This is a genomic window from Lysobacter humi (ex Lee et al. 2017), from assembly GCF_054781815.1.
Window position 1 is genome coordinate 21,516 of record NZ_BAAGTR010000008.1, and the last position, 17,808, is coordinate 39,323.

Consider the following 17,808-nt stretch of genomic DNA (forward strand, 5'->3'; position numbering starts at 1 on the left):
CGCCCGGCGTCCGACGCCCGCTGCCGCTGCCTGAACCTGTGCCCCTGGCGTTCCGCATACCGCGCCCGGGTGTCGCGACGCCGCGCGTATCCTCGCTGCGCCCCACCGGGACCGCCCCTACGTGACCGTCCGCATCGCCGCCGCCAGCCTGCTCGCCGTCCTCGTGCTCGCCGCGGGCCTGCAGCCCTCGCCCGCCGCGCCGCCAGGCCCAGCGAAGATCGCGACCCCGGCGAAGCCCGCGCCCGTACGCATCGGCCTCGCCCTCGGCGGCGGCGCGGCGAAGGGCTTCGCGCACATCGGCGTCATCAAGATGCTCGAGGCCAACGGCATCCGCGTCGACGTGGTCGCCGGCACCAGCGCGGGCAGCGTCGTGGGCGCGCTGTATGCGAGCGGGCAGGACGCGTTCCGCATGCAGACCACCGCCTTCGCGCTCGACGAGGACCGCATCCGCGACGTCAGCCTGTTCGCGACCGGCGGCGTGGTGAAGGGCGAGCGGCTGCAGGCCTACGTCAACGAGCTGGTGCGGGGGCGCCCGCTGCAGGCAATGCGCAAGCCGTTCGCGGCGGTCGCCACGCGGCTCGAGGACGGCAAGCGCACGGTGTTCACGCGCGGCGACACCGGCCAGGCGGTGCGCGCGTCCAGCAGCATCCCGGGCGTGTTCGAGGCGGTGCGCATCGGCAAGTGGACGTATGTCGACGGCGGCGTGGTCAGCCCGGTGCCGGTGGATGCCGCGCGCCAGCTCGGCGCGGACTTCGTCATCGCGGTCGACATCTCCAGCAAGGCCGGCGGCCGCGCACCGGGGAACATGCTCGGCAACATCAACCAGTCGATTACGATCATGGGCCAGAAGCTCGGCGAGCTCGAGCTCAAGCGCGCCGACGTGGTGATCCGTCCGGCAGTGCTCGACATCGGCGCGGCCGACTTCGAACAGAAGAACCGCGCGATCCTGGAAGGCGAGCGCGCCGCGCTGGCGATGCTGCCGACGATCCGCGCGCGACTGGACGCGCTGCAGAAGCGCCGGGCGGCGACCGCGCAGGCGCGCGCGCAGGCGGCGGCCGAGAAGGCCCGCGCCGCCGCCGAACAGGCACGTCTGGACTGCGAGGCCCGGCGCAGCCGGCTCGACCGGATCCTGCGTCGCGATCGCTGTCCGACGGACTGAGCCGGTGGGAACCGCCGCGGCACGCTTCGATCGGCATCCGGCCCTTGGGACGCGACAGGCCGACGGGAGCCGTCGCTGAACACTTCATCAGCCGTCGTTTAACGAAACCTTGACACCCCAGGCGGCGGTGGGCAGTCTGCGCCCGCCCTCCGGGGCGGACTCCCTTTCGCAGCGAACAACAAGAATGAAGAAGACCCTGATCCTCGCGCTGGCCCTGGCCGGCCTCGCCAATACCGCGATGGCCGCCGAAGGCGGCGCCGGCTACATCCGCGCCGAGCTCGGCACCAGCGACGTGGAAGCGGGCGTCGACGGCTTCGGCCGCGACTCCGACGACGACACGGCCACCACCGTGCGCGGCGGCTACTGGTTCACCCCGAACTTCGCGCTCGAAGGCCACATCGGCTCGCTCTACAACGAGCGCCTGACCGACGACACCGAGGCCGATCTCGTCACCGCCGGCATCGGCTTCGCGGCCAAGGCGAACCTGGGCGCCGAGGGCGAGGGTTTCTTCATCGGCGCACGCGCCGGCATCGCGCGCATGACGGCGCAGGTTCGCGAGGACTCGTTCACCGTGGTGGACGACGAGCATTCGAACCGTCCCTACTTCGGCGTGAACGTCGGCTACGACTTCAACGAGCGCTTCGGCCTGAGCCTGAACCTCGACCGCCACCAGGGCGAGTTCGACGGCCTCGAGGTCCGCGCGGACACGCTCACGCTCGGCGGCGAATTCCGCTTCTGAGCCATGGATCGCGTCACCCGGACGGCCACCTCCGGGTGGCCGTCTGCGCTTGTGGCGCTAGCGGCGGACCGCGTCCGGCCGGTCGGCGAGGTCCTCGGGCGTCGGCTCGCCCGTCGGGGCCGGCTCGCGCCCGCCCGAGCGCCAGTGCCGCAGCCACTGCACGTGCCGCCAGCGGTCGAGCTGGCGCATCACCGGCTTGGCCGCGGCGCCGTGCAGCAGGATCGAGAGCAGCACGACGAGGGCGACCAGCGCCCACAACGATTCGCGCTCGCGGAACTCGGCCTGGTTGAAGGCGAAGGCGAGGTAGTAGAACGAGCCGATGCCGCGCACGCCGAAGATCGCGATCGCCCAGCGCTCGCGCTGCCGCAGCGGCGTGCCGAGCAGGCACAGCCACGCCCCGACCGGCCGCAGCACCAGCACGATGAGCAGCGCCGCGACGACTTCGCGCCACGTCAGCGCAGCCAGCAGCCCGGTCACCAGCGCGCCGCCGAAGCCGATCAGCAGCAGCGCCACGAGCAGCCGCTCGCACTGCTCGGCGAACAGGTTGAGCGTGCCGTGGTACTCGTGGCCGCGCTCGTAGTGGCGGATCACCACCGCGGCGACGAACACGGCGAGGAAGCCGTACGTGTGCAGCAGCTCGGCCACGCCGTAGACGATCAGGATGATGGCGAGCGCGGTCAGGCCGTCCGCGGTGCGGCTCAGGGCGTCCTCGCGCTCCACGCGGAAGACCACGTGCATCAGCGCGTAGCCCAGGCCCCAGCCCACCGCGACCGCGCCGCCGAGCCGCCAGGCGACGTCCACCGCGAGCCAGCGGCCCCAGTCGACGTCGACGGCGGCGCCCGCCGTGGCGAAGGCGATCGCCAGCCAGACGAACGGGAATGCGAGGCCGTCGTTGAGGCCGGCCTCGGAGGTGAGCGCGAGCCGCACCGGATCCTCGCCGCCTTCGCCCGGCGCGCCGACCTGCAGGTCGGCGGCGAGCACCGGGTCGGTCGGCGCGAGCACCGCGCCGAGCAGGGCGGCCGCCGCGAGCCCGTAGCCGAGCAGGCCCGTGCCCAGCAGCGCGCCGCCGAGGATGGTGAGCGGCATGCCGAACAGCAGCAGGTGCCAGGTCGCGCGCCAGCCGCCCCAGCTGAAGCGGGTGTCGATGCGGATGCCCGCCCCGAGCAGCGCGACGAGCACGGTGATCTCGGTGATGCGCTCGACCGCCTCGCCGCTGCGCAGCGGATCGGGATCGGGCAGCGGCAGTCCGACGGCATAGAGCACGGCGCCGAGGGCGACGTAGACGGTCGGGAAGCTCAGGCTCCGCTGGCGGAGCAGGTGCGGCAGCCAGGCCGCGCCCAGCAGCGCGATTCCGGCCACCGTAAGCAAGAGTTCGTAGCGGTCGATGCCGTGCATCGCGCGAGCATGCACGCCGGTTCGCGAAGCCGGCCTGCACACCACGCGCCGCGGCGGCTGAACGGTTGGGCATCGCCGTCCCGGGATGCGCTGCGCACTGTAGGCTGTGCCTTGAAATCGAACGAAATCGCCACCTACTCTTCGCGTCCTCTTTACAGGTCCCGCTGCCATGCAGGTCAAGGTGTTCGAGCGCGACGACGGCGCGACCGTGCTGCTGCCGGTCGGCCTGGAGAGTGAGCTGCCGGCGTCGTTCGACGGGCGCTTGGACGAGCTCGGCGAGGCGAGCCTGGACCTCGGCTGCCTGAGCCCGGAGCTGGTCGCCGCGCTCGGCCTGCGCGGCTACTGCCTCGCACGCGGCGCGGACGTGATCGAGGTGCTGCGCTGCCTGTCCGCCTGGCGCGAATCGCCGGACCGCTCGGTCTCGATCGAGGGGCGCTAGCGCGTCGCGAGCCTACCGGCCGCTACAGCGCGGGCCGTCGTCGCCGTTACCGGGGCCGAGCCCCGGCCCCTTCATGCCCCGGGGCGCGGAAGCGGGTCATGCGTTCGATCGACATGTTGTCGTCCTTCATCATCGGCGGTGCCGGTGCCTTCATCGGCGTCGGGATGATGCTGGTCGCGCGTCAGGCCGAACCGACGCAGCGCGCGCCGCTCAATGCCTGTCTCGCAGGGTTCGTGGTGCTCGGCCTGGGCCTCGCCCAGAACGGCGCCAACGACGACGTGAGCCGGTGGCGGATCCTGTTCGGCGCGATGACCGCGCTGGTGGGCACGCTGCTGCTCGCGCGCGGGCTCACGGCCCTGATGCGCGGCCGGCCGTCGCGGGGCACCGGCCCGGTGCCGGTCCTGCTGCTCGCCGGCACGCTCGCCGCGGCGTGGACGCAACCGCACTACATCTTCGGCCTTGCTTTCCATGCCCTCAGCCTGCTGGTCGCCGCCGGCCTGGCCTGGTCGGGCCGGGAAGCCCTGCTCGCCCCGCGCTCGGCTGCGGAGCGTGCGGTCGCGGTGACGCTCGCCGTCTACGCCCTGACCTGGGTCTACGGCCTGTGGACCGCGGCGGTCTACCGCGGCCCCGAGCTGCGCCACCTGATGTACATGCCCGAGCCCTGGCTCTCGGTCTATGCGATGACCTATGCGCTGATGCCGCTGATGGTGGGCGCGCTGGTTCTCAACCTCGCCAATGCGCAGCTCGGCGCGCGCCTGCGCCGGCAGGCGAGCACCGACGAGCTCACCGGCCTGCTCTCGCGCCGCGCGCTGCACGAGCGCGCCGCGCGCTGGCAGGCGGGCGTGCTCGAGGCCGGGCGCGCGCCCTGCGTGGCGCTGGTCGACGTCGACCACTTCAAGCGGATCAACGACACCTACGGCCACGAGGCCGGCGACGCGGTGCTGCGCGGGCTCGCCCGGCGCATGCGCCGCGAGCAGCGCGCCGGCGACCGCGTGGCGCGCTACGGCGGCGAGGAGTTCCTGCTGCTGCTCGACGCGGCCTCGATCGCCGAGGCCGCCGCGGCCGCAGAGCGCCTGCGCGCGGCGGTCGCGGACGCCCCGTTCGAGGCCGGCGACCGCGCACTCCCCGTGACCGCGAGCCTGGGCCTGGCCGCGTGGCCGGCCGACACCGATTTCGCGCGCGCCGTCGGCCGCGCCGATGCCGCGCTCTACGCCGCCAAGCGTGGCGGTCGCGATCGCGTCGTGGTCGACGAGGCCGCCGCGGCCACGCGCCGCGCGGGCGACCCGCTCAGCGGGCCGGCAGCGGCAGGCCCCGGAACGCCTTCACCGTCCGCAGCACGAAGCTCGAATTGACGTCCGCCACGCCCGCCTGGTTGAGCAGGCGGTCGAGCAGGAAGCGCGAGAAGTGCTCGAGGTCGCGCACCGCGACCTGCAGCAGGTAATCCATGTCGCCGGTGAGCGCATGGCAGGCGACGACTTCCTCCCACTGCTCCACGTAGCCGGTGAACGCGGCGATCGACGCCGCGTCGTGTCTCGCCAGCTGCACGCGCACGAAGGCCTGCAGCCCCAAGCCGAGCCGCTCGGGATCCACGCGCGCGGCATAGCCCGCGATCACGCCGTCGCGCTCGAGCCGCTGCACCCGGCGCAGGCAGGCCGAGGGCGAGAGGTGCACGCGCTCGGCAAGTTCGGCATTGGTCAGCCGGCCCTCGCCCTGCAGGGCGGCGAGCAACTGCAGGTCGGTGCGGTCGAGGTCGATCGCGCTCATCTGTTGCGTGCCTCGGCCGGTTGACGCTGCAATCCTGCACGGACACCGGCTGGCGGCGCAACAACGCAACCTCCTTGCGCCGGGCCGCGTCTAGATTGGAACGTCTCCCGGAGACCCGCCATGAACGCCCAGCCGCAGCGCGTCGAAAGCCAGCTCACCGACAAGGGCTACGTGCCGGTCTACACGACCGCGGTCATCGAGCAGCCGTGGTCGACCTACTCGGCCACCGACCACCAGGTCTGGGCCCAGCTCTTCGAGCGCCAGCAGGCGATCCTCGTCGGCCGCGCCAGCGAGGCCTTCCTCGCCGCGCAGCGCGCGATGCACATGAGCGCGCACGAGATCCCGAAGTTCGACGACCTCAACGTGACGCTGCGCGCGGCCACGGGCTGGGAGCTGATCGGCGTTCAAGGGCTACTGCCCGAGCTCGACTTCTTCGACCACCTCGCCAACCGCCGCTTCCCGGTGACATGGTGGATCCGCACGCCCGAGCAGATGGACTACCTGTCCGAGCCGGACCTGTTCCACGACCTGTTCGGCCACGTGCCGCTCTTGATGAACCCGGTCTTCGCCGACTACATGCAGGCCTACGGCCGCGGCGGGGTCAAGGCGCACGGCATTGGCCCGGAGGCGCTGGCCAACCTCACCCGCCTGTACTGGTACACGGCCGAGTTCGGCCTGATCCGCGACCCGGACGGCCTGCGCATCTACGGCAGCGGCATCCTCTCGTCGAAGGGCGAGTCGATCCACTGCCTCGAGTCCGACGCGCCCAACCGCATCGGCTTCGACCTCGAGCGGATCATGCGCACGCGCTACCGCATCGACACCTACCAGAAGACGTATTTCGTCATCGATTCGTTCGAGCAGCTCTTCGAGGCGACGCAGCCTGACTTCACCCCGATCTATGCGCGCCTCGCGCAGCAGGCGTCGATCCCCGCGGGCGACGTGCAGGACACGGACCGTGTGTTCAACCGCGGCACCGGCGAAGGCTGGCTCACCGACGGCGACGTCTGAGCGACGCCGGCGCCGCGTCGCGGCGGGCGCGCCTCAGGCCGCGGCGCGCGCCGGCCGCAGCGAGCGCAGCAGCAGCCCGAGGCCGCCGACGGCCAGGACGAGGATCACCAGCAGGTCGAAGGCGCTCATGCCGCGCAGGCTGAACGACACCGAGGCCAGCACGCCGAACACCAGCGCCAGAATCGAGCCGAGCGCGAGCAGCCAGCCCGGCAGGCTGCGCGCATCGAAGAAGATCAACCCGACGCCGAAGACGAACGGGATCAGCAGCATCCCGCCGGTGATGCCGGTGCCGCCGACACCGAACAGGCGTGCGCCCCACGCGAACGACGTGTTCACCGCGATCGCGTCGAGCAGCAGGTACATGCCGCCGACGAGCATCGCCGCGCCGACCAGGAACTGCCCGATCCCGCCTTCGGTTCCGCCCGCTCCTCGCATGAGGCCTCCCGGCCGTCGACGTGACGGCATCGCAGGGGACATTAGCAACGTCGGGCCAAGGCCGCATGGCGCGGCGCGTCGTTCGCCCCGTCGGCGACATGCGACGGCGGCGTGTCACGCGAGTGCATGGCCGCGTAGTCCGCGAAGTGTCCGCCGGGCGGCAAGCCCGGACTAGACCGCAGCGAACGTGCCGTGGAAGCCCAGTGGCATCGCGTAGGGCAGCCAGGCCTCGGCAATGGGGCCGCCGTCGACGCGGCGCGCGTCGAGCACCGCCAGGCCATGGCGATCACGCCTGGTGTCCAGCAGCGTACCGACCAGCCAGCCGTCGTCCGGCGCGCTCGAGCCGGGCCGCGGCACGAAGACGTGCTCCTCGGCGAGCACGCCGTCCCCGTAGCGATGCACGCGGCGGCGGCCCCGTGCATCGAGTGACATCACCGCATTGAAGGACGGCGCGTCGCCGGCGCAGACCGGTGCATAGAGCGTGGCGGCACGGTCGGTGCGGCTGCGCGCATCGAACACCGCGAATTCCAGCCCGCGCACGTCCTCGCGCGCCCAGCGTGCGCGACCGCTGCGCAGGTCGAGATGCAGGCGCGCGAGGCGGCCGACCTCGCCGCGGGGCTCGCCGCCGCGGCCGCGCATCGCATGCGCCATCGGCGAGCGCGCGGTCTCGAGGTCGTCGTGCACCACCGCACGCACGATGATCTCGTCGCCGCGGCGGCAGGCGTCGGCGAAGTGATAGGCCATCGCGAAGTCGGCCTCGAACCAGCGTGCATCGGCGAGGTCGGCCTTGGGCACCACCGCGATGCGCGCGGCCTGCGTGGGCTGGAAGCGCAGGCGCTCGAAGAAGGCGCCGCTGTCGGCGAGCTCGAACGGTGCGAGCACGAAGACCAGGTGCGTGTCGGTCATCGCGAACGAATGCAGGTAGCCGAGCGCGGGACAGGCGAGCGTGCGCGCCTGGCGCACCGCGCCGTCGGGGCCGAGCTGCCAGAGCAGCAGGTCGGTGCCGCCGCCCATCAGGCCGATGCCGCCGAAGTTCCAGACGCTGCCGTCGCGGTCGACGAGCGGATGCGCGGAGAACGGCAGGGTGGCGAGGTCGTCGCGCCAACGCACGGTGCCGAGCGTCTCCAGCGAATCCGGATCGACCTCGAAGGCCGAGCCCGCCTCGCACAGGGCGAACACGCGGCCGCCGAGCACCATCACGGACGTGTTCGCGGGATTGGCGTCGTCGTTGTTGCGCACCGGCTTCGGGTCGGGCACGCGGGTGCCGGCGGCGGGCACCACGAACCGTCCGGCCTTGCGCTCACGCGCGAACTTCGGCGTCTCCACCATGCGTCCGCGGTGCACGACCGCGCCGTCGCCCATGCGCCAGGCCTGCACCATGCCGTCGCCGTCGAACCAGTGCTCGTAGCGGAAGCCCGCGCGCTCGAACCAGGCCGGGCCGTTGCGGTAGAGCGTGCCGCGCAGCGCCGCGGGCCAGCGCCCCGTGATCGTGGCGGCCTGCGGGCCGAGCGCCTCGGCGCGTGCGCCGCGCCAGCCGGCGAGCCAGGGATGCGTGCGCAGGCCGGCGGCGAACTCCGCCGGATCGCCCGCGTGCGCGTGGCGGCCGAGCGCGAGCGGGGCGAGCGCGGCGGTCGTCGCGGCGCCGAGCAGGCCCTGCAGGAACCCGCGACGATCGAGGGCGCGGCCCACGGCGCTCACCGCAGCTCGATGGTGATGGCCGCGGCGTCGGCCCCGACATCGAAGGCGGCCTCGTCGAAGGTCGGCCTGCGCATCACGCGCGGGTTGTTGCTGAAGCCGTAGCCCTCGGTCGGCATGCCGAGCATGTTGGTGTCGAGCCGGCCATTGCCGTTCTCGTCATGGATGACCATCACCGCGTAGCGGCCGGGCGCGACGTCCCTGAACACGAAGGCCTGCGCGTCCCCCGAGGCGGGCCCGCCGGTGCCTTGCAGCGGACGCGCCTGGCCCCCGAAACCGGGCGCGTCGACCAACGCGACCTGGAGCGTGCCGGTGGTGGCGCGGATGTCGGTGAGCTGCACGGTGAGGTCGCCGGCGTGGCAGGGCAGGCCGAACAGCAGGGCGAGCATGGAGAGTGCGGAAGCGATCGGGCGCATGGTCGGGTCCTCGTGGAAGTGGGACCAGTCTCGTCGGGCGCGGGCGCGGGGTCAGGGGCCGACGGTCATCGCTGCGCGGTGCCGGAAGTCACTTTCGCGCGGCACGCCATTGCCAGCACCCGGCGCGACCGCCAGCATCGCGGCATGCCGCCCGTCCTGCGCACGCTGCTGCAACCGCTCAACCTCGCCGGCATGCTGACGTGGCTCGCCGTCGCGCTCTCGCTCGGTGCCGAGCGCGGCGACCTGGTGCCGACCTGGGCCGCGCTCGCGGGGTTCCTGCTGCTGTTCCTCGCGCACAGCTTCATCGGCGAGCAGGCGTCGCGCCGCAGCGCGGCGATCATCGCGCTGCAGGCCGCCTGCGCGCTGGCGGTGGTCGCGCTGGCGCCGCGCGGCGGCACGGCGCCGGTGCTGCTGGTCGTGCTGGTCGCGCAGGCCGCGCACTGGCTGTCGCCGCGCGCGACGCTGCTGCTCGGGCTCGTGCTCGACGTCGCGCTGTGGGGGCTGCTGCAGCACGCCGGGCATCCGGCGCCCTTCATCGTCACGGTGGTCTACGCGGGCTTCCAGGCCTTCGCCGCGCTCACCGCGCACTACGCGCAGACGGCGATGCGCTCGCGCGACGCGCTGGCCCGCGTGAATGCCGACCTGCTCGCCACGCGCGCGCTGCTCGCCGACAGCGCCCGCGATGCCGAGCGCCTGCGCGTGGCGCGCGAGCTGCACGACGTGGCCGGGCACAAGCTGACCGCGCTGATGCTCAACCTGCGCGTGCTGCAGGGCGATCCCGCGCTCGCCGGGCGCCACGAGATCGACGTCGCCCGGCGCATGGCGCAGGAGCTGCTCGGCGACCTGCGCGACGTGGTGCATGCCCTGCGCGACACGCGCGGGCTCGACCTCGCCACCGCGCTGCGCGCGCTCGCCGCGCCGATGCCGCGGCCGGCGCTGCGCCTGGACATCGCCCATGACGTGCGTGTCGACGATCCCGCCGTCGCCGAGGCGATCCTGCGCCTGGTGCAGGAGGCGCTCACCAATGCCGCGCGCCACGCCGGCGCCGACGCGGTGCAGGTGCGCCTGCATCGCGCAGCCGGAGCGCTGCACGTGCATGTCGAGGACGACGGTCGACTGCGCGGTCCCGTGCGCGAAGGCAGCGGGCTGGCCGGCATGCGCGAGCGCGTCGCCGCGCTCGGCGGGCGGCTCGCCTGGTCGCGCACCGCCGCCGGCGGCATGGCGATCGACGCGGAGCTGCCGGCATGACGCGCATCGCGCTCGTCGACGACCAGGCGCTGGTGCGCGCCGGCCTGCGCGCGCTGCTCGAGCGCGAGGGCCTCGTGGTCGTCTTCGAGGCCGACGGCGGCGAGGCGCTGCTCGCGGCGATCGCGATGCAACCGGTCGACGTCGTGCTCAGCGACATCCGCATGCCGGGCATCGACGGCATCGCGGCCGTGCGTGCCCTGCGCGCGCGTGGCGATGCGACGCCGGTGCTGCTGCTCACCACGTTCGACGAGCCCGACCTGCTGCTCGACGCCACGGCCGCCGGTGCGCAGGGCTTCCTGCTCAAGGACGCGGCGCCCGAGGACCTGCGCGATGCGGTGCTCGCGCTCGCACGCGGCGCATCGATGCTGCAGCCGGTCGCGACCGATCCGGTGCGCGCGCGCTACGCCTACCACGCGAGCGATGCGCCGAAGGAGCGCTTCTCCGACAAGGAGGTCGCGGTGCTGCGCCTGATGGCGGGCGGTTACTCGAACAAGGAGATCGCCCGTGCGATGTTCCTCGCCGAGGGCACGGTGAAGAACTACGTCTCGGTGATCCTCGACAAGCTCGACACGCGTGACCGCACGCGCGCCGTGCTCAAGGCGATCACGCTGCGGGTGATCTGAGCGGCGGGCAGCCGCTCAGGGCGCCACGGCCGTCGCGTCGTCGAATGGCAGCGGGCGCGCGAACAGGTAGCCCTGCAGCTCGCCCGCGCCGCTGCTGCACAGCCAGTCGCGCTGGAAGGTTGACTCCACGCCCTCGGCGACGACGCCCAGCCTGAGCGTGCGTGCGAGCGCGATCACCGCCTCGCAGATGGAGCGATCGCTGGCATCGGACTCGAGGTCGCTCACGAACGAGCGGTCGATCTTCAGGCGGTGGATCGGCAGGCGCTTGAGGTAGCTCAGCGAGGAATAGCCCACGCCGAAGTCGTCGATCGCGAGCGTCACGCCGAGCCGCGCGAGCGCGGCCATCACCTGGGCGGCACGCTCGGGATCGTCGACGATCACGCTCTCGGTGAGCTCGAGCTCGAGCGCGCCGGCCGGCAGTGCGTACCGCTCGACCACATCGGCGACGTCCTCGAGCAGGCCGTGCACGAACTGCCGCGCGGAAACGTTGACCGAGATGCGCACGTGCCCGAGCCCGCGCGCGGCGAGCTCGCGGTGATGGCGCGCGGCCTCGCGCAGCACGCGCCGGCCGAGCTCGACGATCAGCCCGCTCTCCTCGCAGACCGCGATGAACTCGGCGGGCGCGAGCAGGCCGCGGCGCGGATGCTCCCAGCGCACCAGGGCCTCGAGCGCGACGAGCCGGAGGTCGGTCGAGAACACCGGCTGGAACAGCAGGCGGAATTCCTCCCGCTCCAGCGCCTCGCGCAACTCCTGCAGAAGCTGCAGCTTGCCGGTGGTCGCGGGCATGCGGCCGGCCCGGTAGGCGACCGTGCAGTTCCGCCCCTGGCGCTTGGCCTGGTACATGGCGAGCTCGGCGCTCATCAGCAGGCTCTCGGCGCTGACCGCGTCGTCGGGGAAATGGCTGTAGCCCACGCTGAGGCTGAGCTTGCAGCTGTGCGTGCCGGCCTCGATCGGCTCGGCGAGCGCGGCGTGCACCTGCGCGGCCACCCGCTCGGCCTGTAGGTCGTCGCCGTCCTCGAGCAGGATCGCGAACTCGTCGCCGACCGAGCGGCCGAGCAGCGCGCGCGGGCCGAGCACGCGCCGCAGGCGCGAGGCGACCTCGATCAGCGCGGCGTCGCCGGCGGCATGGCCGAACTCGTCGTTGACGAGCTTGAACTCGTCGAGGTCGGCGATCAGCACGGCGGCGCGGCGTTGCCCGTCCCGGGCGCGCTGCACCGCCTGCCCGACGCGATCGAGCACTAGGTGCCGGTTCGGCAGGCCGGTGAGCACGTCGTGGCTGGAGCGCCAGGCGAGCTGCTGCGCGTGCCGCTGGCGCTCGGTGGTGTCCACCATCAGGCCGAGCAGGTGGCTGACGCGCCCGGCGGCGTCGCGCATCGGCGCGACCTCGTACTCGTACCAGAACGCCTGCCCGTCGCGACGCATGCCGTGCAGCGCGACCTTCGCATCGGTCATCGCATGCAGCGCCTCGCGCAGTGTCGCGGCGCCGGGCTGCGCGGGGTCGGCGGCCTGCAGGAAGTCGAAGGCGCGGCCCTCGATCGCCTGCAGCGGATAGCCGGTGATCTGCTCGAAGGCGGGGTTCGCATAGACGATCGGGAACGCGGGGTCCGTCGCGTCGGCGATCAGGATGCCGTTGCCGGTCGACTCGACCACGCGCTCGAGCAGGCGCAGGCGCGTGGAGAGCTGGCGCTGCGGGCGCAGGTCGATCATGCCGCCGACCATGCGCACGGCCGCGCCGTGGCCCTCGCGCTGGATGTAGCCGCGGTCGATGACATCCGTGTAGGTGCCGTCGCCGCGCTGGAAGCAGTACTCCTCGACCCAGCTCGTCGCCTCGCCCGCACAGGCCTGCCGCAGGCTGCGTTCGACGCGCGCCCGGTCGCTCGGATGGACCAGCTCGGCCCACTCGTCGACGTTGGCGGGCATGCTCGCGGCATCGAAGCCGAAGTTGAGCGCGAAGCTCTCGCTGAACCAGATCGCGCCGCTGGTGATGTCGTAGTCGTAGGCGGCGTCGCTCATCGCCTGCGCGATGAGGTGCACGCGCTCCTGCGCGCGCTCGAGTTCGCCCGCGTCGCGCGCGACGACGAACCGCGCCGGGCGGCCGTCGAAGATGACGTCGCTCGAGGCGATGGCGACCTGCATCAGCGAGCCGTCGCGGTGGCGGTGCGTCCACACGCGCCCGGGCCGACGCTCGTCGCGCGGGCGGCGCACGTAATCCGTGAGCTGGGCGTGCGCCGACTCCGGGCGCAGGTCCAGGATGCTGAGCTCGAGCATCTGCGCGCGGCTGTAGCCGTACATCGCCGCGGCCGGCGCATTGGCCGCACGGATGCGCAGGGTCTCCGTGTCGAAGACCCACATCGGCACCGGACTGCTCTCGAACGCGTCGAACTCGGTGTCCATGCCCGTCCCGTGGCGGTCGTGCCGCATTCCCCGCGCCACGATGCCATGCGCGGCCGCTTACGTGAATGGCGGCGCTGACGAACTGTCGAGCGCGGCACGTCGCGGTGGCGTGGCCCCGCTCACTGCGGCACGTCGGCCGGCGCGTCGAAGAGGTCGCACTGGCGGACTTCGAGCAGGTTCGACAGGCCCACGCCCACCAGGCGATAGCGCGTGCCGGGCGCGGGCGCCACGCGCGCGAGCAGTGCGCGGGCGGTGGCGGCGAGCGCCGCGGCGTCGCCCGGCGCGCGCGACGGCGTGAGGCTGCGCGTGAGGATCTGGAAGCCCGAGGTCTTGAGCTTGAGCACCACCGTGCGGGCGCGCCGCGGCGGGCGGCCCTCGCGGACGTCGCGCTCGCATTGGCGCACGTAGGCGGCCCACGTGCGCGCCGCCATGCGCTCGACGTGCGGCGCGAGCGCATCGAGCGGCAGGTCGCTCTCCAGCGTGTCCTCGCTGGAGATCTGCGTATGCGGCCGCTCGGGTTCGACGGGGTGGTCGTCGATGCCCCAGGCGAGCTGGTGCAGGCGCAGCCCCCAGCGCCCGAAGGCCTCGACCAGCCGCGCCTCGCCCAGCTCGCGCAGGTCAGTCACGGTGCGCGCGCCGATCGCGGCGAGCTGCGATTCGGTGACGCGGCCCACGCCGGGCAGCCGCCCCACCGGCAGCGGCGCGAGGAAGGCCTCGACGCGCGCGGGCGGCACCACGAACAGGCCATCGGGTTTGCGCCAGTCGGAGGCGATCTTGGCGACGAACTTGTTCGGCGCGACGCCCGCCGAGGCGGTCAGGCGCGTCTCCTCGAAGATCGCCGCGCGGATGTCGCGCGCGATCGCGGTCGCCGTGCTGCCGGCCACCCGCGGGCGGGTGACGTCGAGGTAGGCCTCGTCGAGCGAGAGCGGCTCGACGAGGTCGGTATGCCGCTCGAAGATCGCCCGCACCTGCGCCGACACGGCCTTGTAGCGCACGAAGTCCGGCGGCACGAACACCGCGTCCGGGCACAGGCGCTCGGCGCGCAGCGCGGGCATCGCCGAGCGGATGCCGAACACGCGCGCCTCGTAGCTCGCCGCGCAGACCACCGAGCGAGCGCCCTTCCAGGCCACAACCACGGGCCGCCCGCGCAGGGCCCGGTCGTCGCGCTGCTCGACCGACGCGTAGAACGCGTCCATGTCGACATGGATGACCCGCCGAACGGGGCTCATGGCGTCATCGGGCTGAAGGATGCGGCCTGCATTGTCGCGCAGCGCGATGGCGGCGCGGCGCTGAACGGGCCGTGATGTGCGCGCCGCCGCGCTGACCCGGCGCTCACGCCCCGCCTCCGACCCTATGCGCCGCCTTCCCGACCGTCCCGCCATGCCGCAGCCCGCCGCCGATCGCCTCCTCCAGCAGCACGCCTATTTCGAGGACGGCATCCACCATGCGGTGCGCCAGGCGGGCAAGGGGCCGGACCTCGTGCTGGAGCGGCGCCTGCTCGGCCAGGCACGCACCCTGCAGGCCCTGCTCGCCGACCGCGCCGCCGCGCAGGCGGTCGCCGACGTCGCCGAGGCCGCGCGGCGGGTCATGGACGCCGCCGAGCCCGAGGCGCCGCTGCACATGCTGGCGATCGCCCGCGAGAACCTCGCGCGGCAGGTGCGTCGCCACGCCTTCGGGCTGCCGCGCCGCGCGGCCTGAGTCCGTCACCGGCGCGTCGAGGGCCCGCCTGGGCCGATCGGCGACAATCGCCGCTTCGCCACCGCCGATGCCGCCGATGAACCTGCCCGCCGACCGCGCCGCCACCGTCTCCCTCACCCGTTACCTGATCGAGGAGCAGCGCGAGGGCCGCATCGGCCCAAACCTGCGGCTGCTCATCGAGGTGGTGGCGCGCGCCTGCAAGTCGATCTCCATCCAGGTCGGCAAGGGCGCGCTCGGCGGGGTGCTCGGCGACGCCGGCACGGGCGGTGCGGCCAGCATCAACGTGCAGGGCGAGGCGCAGAAGAAGCTCGACGTGCTCTCGAACGAGATCCTGCTCGAGGCCAATGCCTGGGGCGGGCACCTCGCCGCGCTCGCGTCGGAGGAGATGGACCACTGCGTGGTGATCCCCGACGAATACCCGCGCGGCAAGTACCTCCTGCTGTTCGATCCGCTCGACGGCTCGTCCAACATCGACGTCAACATCTCGGTCGGCACGATCTTCTCGGTGCTGCGCTGCCCCGAGGACGTCGACACCGTCGGCGACGAGCACTTCCTGCAGCCGGGCACCGCGCAGGTCGCCGCCGGCTACTGCACCTACGGGCCGAGCACGATGCTGGTGCTGACCATCGGCAACGGCACGCACGCTTTCACCCTCGACCGCGAGATCGGCTCGTTTGTGATGACCACGCGCGGCATGCGGATCCCCGAGGAGACGAAGGAATTCGCGGTCAACATGTCGAACCAGCGCTTCTGGGAGCCGCCGATGCAGGCCTACGTCGGCGACCTGCTCGCCGGCAAGGAGGGCCCGCGCGGCAAGGACTTCAACATGCGCTGGGTGGCCTCGATGGTGGCCGACGTGCATCGCATCCTGACCCGCGGTGGCATCTTCAGCTATCCGCTCGACGCCAAGTGCGCGTCCAAGGGCGGCAAGCTGCGCCTGATGTACGAGGCCAATCCGATGGCTTTCCTCGTCGAGCAGGCGGGCGGCGCGGCGAGCACGGGACGCGAGCGCATGCTCGAGGTCCGGCCGACCGGCCTGCACCAGCGCGTGCCGGTCTTCCTCGGCTCGAAGGCCGAAGTGGAGGCCGCCGTGCGCTATCACCACGAGCACGACGCGCGCGACGCCGCCGCGGCCTGAGCGCCGTGGCGGGCCCGTCCGTCGACCGTCCATCTGTTACAGATGTGAAACGCGTCACAGACTCTTGACCTCTCCGACGCGCGGGCTACCTTGTCATCCCGGCAGGGTCGCCGGTCATCGGGAGTCAACGGAATGGCGAAAGACAGGACAGGAGGCCGCGACGTCGTCTACGTGACGCGCGCGGGGATCGGCCGGGAAGATGCGCTCGCGCGCCTGCAGGCGCTCGGATGGACGGTCCACCGCGCGACCGACGTACGTGCGGTGCTCAGGATCGTGCAGCGCGACCCCGAGCGGCCGTTCGCCGCATTGATCGACCTGCGCGACGGCTTCGACGAGCAGGACATCGCCGCCTTCGGCGCGGCGCTCGCGGCCGCGAACGTGGGCTGGGTGGCCGGCATCGAGTCGTCCCAGTTGCAGACCCCGGCCGTACGCCGGCTGGTGCGCGACTACTGCTACGACTACATCACCCTCCCCGGCCCGGAAGCGGTCATCGACACCGTCGTCGGCCATGCGCACGGCATGGCACGGCTGGCCTGCGAATCGGCGCAGCGCATCGGCGACAGCGGGCTGGACGGCATCATCGGCGAAAGCCCGGCGATGCGCCTGCTCGCGCGCACGCTGTGCAAGGCCGCGATGACCGAGGCCCCGGTGTTCGTCGCCGGCGAGACCGGCACGGGCAAGGAGCTCGCCGCGCAGGCGCTGCATCGCCAGTCGCGGCGCGCGAAGATGCCGTTCGTGGCGATCAACTGCGGCGCGATCCCGCATTCGCTGATCCAGTCCGAGCTGTTCGGCTACGAGCGCGGCGCCTTCACCGGCGCGCAGGCCCGCAAGCTCGGCCGCATCGAGACCGCCCACGGCGGCACGCTGTTCCTCGACGAGATCGGCGACCTGCCGATGGAGAGCCAGGCGTCGCTGCTGCGCTTCCTGCAGGAAGGCAGCTTCCAGCGGCTCGGTGGGCACGACACCGTGCGCGTTGACGTGCGCATCATCTCCGCGACCCATCACGATCTCGAGGCCGCGATCCGCGACGGTCGGTTCCGCGCCGACCTCTACCACCGCCTTTGCGTGCTGCGGCTCGCGCAGCCGCCGCTGCGCGAGCGCGGCGGCGACATCGACCTGCTCGCAGCGCATGCGCTCGCGCGCTATTCCGCCGAAGGCCAGCGCATGCTCAAGGGCTTCGCGCCGTGCGCGCGCCGGGCGCTGCACAGCTATCGCTGGCCCGGCAACGTGCGCGAGCTGATCAATCGCGTGCGCCAAGCGGTGGTGATGGCCGAGGGCCGGTTCATCACGGCGGCCGACCTCGGCCTTGAGGACCTGCTCACGCAGGCCCCGCCGACGCTCGAGGACGCGCGCATCGCCGCGAGCCGGCGCGCGATCGAACAGGCGCTGCAGCGCAATCGCGGGCGCCTCATCGACGCGGCGCGCGACCTCGACGTCTCGCGCGTCACGCTCTACCGGCTGATGGTGCGCTATGGCCTGCGCGGCGCCGACGAGCTGGACGGCGAGCTGCCCGGGCCGGCGACACTGGAGCCCGTTCTACAGGAGGTCGCGCGTGTGTCGCGCGTGGCCGCACCCGCCCGCCGCACGGCGAGCGCACGCCGCGCAGGGAACGCGGCGCAAGGCATCGGCGTCGAGGGCTGACCCCGGCGGCGCC

General features: G+C 72.8%; 17 protein-coding genes. 10 read left to right on the forward strand and 7 right to left on the reverse strand.

The annotated features are described in order from the left end of the window. Positions 1-88 precede the first annotated feature (88 nt). Complete coding sequence (locus tag ACYVJJ_RS06470) at positions 89-1,159, forward strand: patatin-like phospholipase family protein (protein ID WP_460832194.1); 1,071 nt, start codon at positions 89-91, stop codon at positions 1,157-1,159. 184 nt (positions 1,160-1,343) lie between these two features. Continuing rightward, the gene (locus ACYVJJ_RS06475; RefSeq protein ID WP_460832103.1) at positions 1,344-1,898 is read left to right on the forward strand and encodes an outer membrane beta-barrel protein; all 555 of its coding nucleotides are present in this window, start codon (positions 1,344-1,346) and stop codon (positions 1,896-1,898) included. A 57-nt stretch (positions 1,899-1,955) separates the two neighbouring features. Here the strand turns inward: ACYVJJ_RS06475 and ACYVJJ_RS06480 are convergent, their stop codons facing one another. Further along, positions 1,956-3,293: a cation:proton antiporter gene (locus ACYVJJ_RS06480; protein WP_460832104.1), complete on the reverse strand. Its 1,338-nt coding sequence runs from the start codon at positions 3,291-3,293 to the stop codon at positions 1,956-1,958. Positions 3,294-3,462: 169 nt separating this feature from the next. On the opposite strand from ACYVJJ_RS06480, the gene ACYVJJ_RS06485 reads away from it, so the two are divergent. Together ACYVJJ_RS06485 and ACYVJJ_RS06490 are read left to right on the forward strand one after the other, a co-directional pair. Then, positions 3,463-3,732, forward strand: coding sequence for a hypothetical protein (locus ACYVJJ_RS06485; protein ID WP_460832106.1), 270 nt, complete (start codon positions 3,463-3,465; stop codon positions 3,730-3,732). Between the two features lie 98 nt (positions 3,733-3,830). After that, positions 3,831-5,084 carry a GGDEF domain-containing protein gene (locus ACYVJJ_RS06490; RefSeq protein ID WP_460832108.1) on the forward strand — a complete coding sequence of 418 codons (1,254 nt, stop codon included), beginning with the start codon at positions 3,831-3,833 and terminating at the stop codon, positions 5,082-5,084. On the opposite strand, the gene ACYVJJ_RS06495 is transcribed toward ACYVJJ_RS06490, so the two are convergent. Next, positions 5,020-5,496 carry an Lrp/AsnC family transcriptional regulator gene (locus tag ACYVJJ_RS06495; protein ID WP_460832110.1) on the reverse strand — a complete coding sequence of 159 codons (477 nt, stop codon included), beginning with the start codon at positions 5,494-5,496 and terminating at the stop codon, positions 5,020-5,022. The two genes, ACYVJJ_RS06490 and ACYVJJ_RS06495, sit on opposite strands and share 65 nt — an antisense overlap. Positions 5,497-5,616: 120 nt before the next feature. Between ACYVJJ_RS06495 and phhA the strand changes: the two genes are divergently transcribed. Further along, a complete protein-coding gene (gene phhA, locus ACYVJJ_RS06500; protein ID WP_460832111.1) occupies positions 5,617-6,507 on the forward strand; it encodes a phenylalanine 4-monooxygenase in 891 nt (296 codons plus the stop codon). Between the two features lie 33 nt (positions 6,508-6,540). On the opposite strand, the gene ACYVJJ_RS06505 is transcribed toward phhA, so the two are convergent. The 3 genes from ACYVJJ_RS06505 to ACYVJJ_RS06515 all read right to left on the reverse strand — a co-directional run bounded on the left by ACYVJJ_RS06505 (position 6,541) and on the right by ACYVJJ_RS06515 (position 9,053). Next, on the reverse strand, positions 6,541-6,942 hold the full coding sequence (locus ACYVJJ_RS06505; protein ID WP_460832112.1) for a hypothetical protein: 402 nt from the start codon (positions 6,940-6,942) through the stop codon (positions 6,541-6,543). 171 nt (positions 6,943-7,113) lie between these two features. Further along, positions 7,114-8,640 (reverse strand): carotenoid oxygenase family protein, encoded by a 1,527-nt coding sequence (locus tag ACYVJJ_RS06510; RefSeq protein WP_460832114.1) that lies wholly within the window; start codon positions 8,638-8,640, stop codon positions 7,114-7,116. Then, positions 8,637-9,053 carry a DUF2141 domain-containing protein gene (locus ACYVJJ_RS06515; RefSeq protein ID WP_460832116.1) on the reverse strand — a complete coding sequence of 139 codons (417 nt, stop codon included), beginning with the start codon at positions 9,051-9,053 and terminating at the stop codon, positions 8,637-8,639. The genes ACYVJJ_RS06510 and ACYVJJ_RS06515 overlap by 4 nt, the downstream gene beginning before the upstream one ends. Positions 9,054-9,197: 144 nt before the next feature. Here ACYVJJ_RS06515 and ACYVJJ_RS06520 point away from each other — a divergent pair, with 144 nt between their 5' ends. Then, complete coding sequence (locus tag ACYVJJ_RS06520; protein WP_460832118.1) at positions 9,198-10,301, forward strand: sensor histidine kinase; 1,104 nt, start codon at positions 9,198-9,200, stop codon at positions 10,299-10,301. After that, positions 10,298-10,924 (forward strand): response regulator, encoded by a 627-nt coding sequence (locus tag ACYVJJ_RS06525; protein WP_460832120.1) that lies wholly within the window; start codon positions 10,298-10,300, stop codon positions 10,922-10,924. Before ACYVJJ_RS06520 ends, ACYVJJ_RS06525 begins: the two co-directional genes overlap by 4 nt. A gap of 15 nt (positions 10,925-10,939) precedes the next feature. On the opposite strand, the gene ACYVJJ_RS06530 is transcribed toward ACYVJJ_RS06525, so the two are convergent. Both ACYVJJ_RS06530 and dinB read right to left on the reverse strand, forming a co-directional pair. Beyond that, positions 10,940-13,318 carry a sensor domain-containing protein gene (locus ACYVJJ_RS06530; RefSeq protein ID WP_460832122.1) on the reverse strand — a complete coding sequence of 793 codons (2,379 nt, stop codon included), beginning with the start codon at positions 13,316-13,318 and terminating at the stop codon, positions 10,940-10,942. Positions 13,319-13,437: 119 nt separating this feature from the next. Then, positions 13,438-14,547 (reverse strand): DNA polymerase IV, encoded by a 1,110-nt coding sequence (gene dinB, locus ACYVJJ_RS06535; RefSeq protein WP_460832124.1) that lies wholly within the window; start codon positions 14,545-14,547, stop codon positions 13,438-13,440. Positions 14,548-14,698: 151 nt separating this feature from the next. Between dinB and ACYVJJ_RS06540 the strand changes: the two genes are divergently transcribed. The 3 genes from ACYVJJ_RS06540 to ACYVJJ_RS06550 all read left to right on the forward strand — a co-directional run bounded on the left by ACYVJJ_RS06540 (position 14,699) and on the right by ACYVJJ_RS06550 (position 17,795). Continuing rightward, positions 14,699-15,016 (forward strand): hypothetical protein, encoded by a 318-nt coding sequence (locus ACYVJJ_RS06540; protein WP_460832126.1) that lies wholly within the window; start codon positions 14,699-14,701, stop codon positions 15,014-15,016. Positions 15,017-15,092: 76 nt separating this feature from the next. Further along, positions 15,093-16,154: a class 1 fructose-bisphosphatase gene (locus tag ACYVJJ_RS06545; protein ID WP_460832128.1), complete on the forward strand. Its 1,062-nt coding sequence runs from the start codon at positions 15,093-15,095 to the stop codon at positions 16,152-16,154. A gap of 132 nt (positions 16,155-16,286) precedes the next feature. Further along, positions 16,287-17,795, forward strand: a complete 1,509-nt coding sequence (locus ACYVJJ_RS06550) for a sigma-54 dependent transcriptional regulator (RefSeq protein WP_460832129.1) — start codon at positions 16,287-16,289, stop codon at positions 17,793-17,795. Positions 17,796-17,808: the final 13 nt, after the last annotated feature.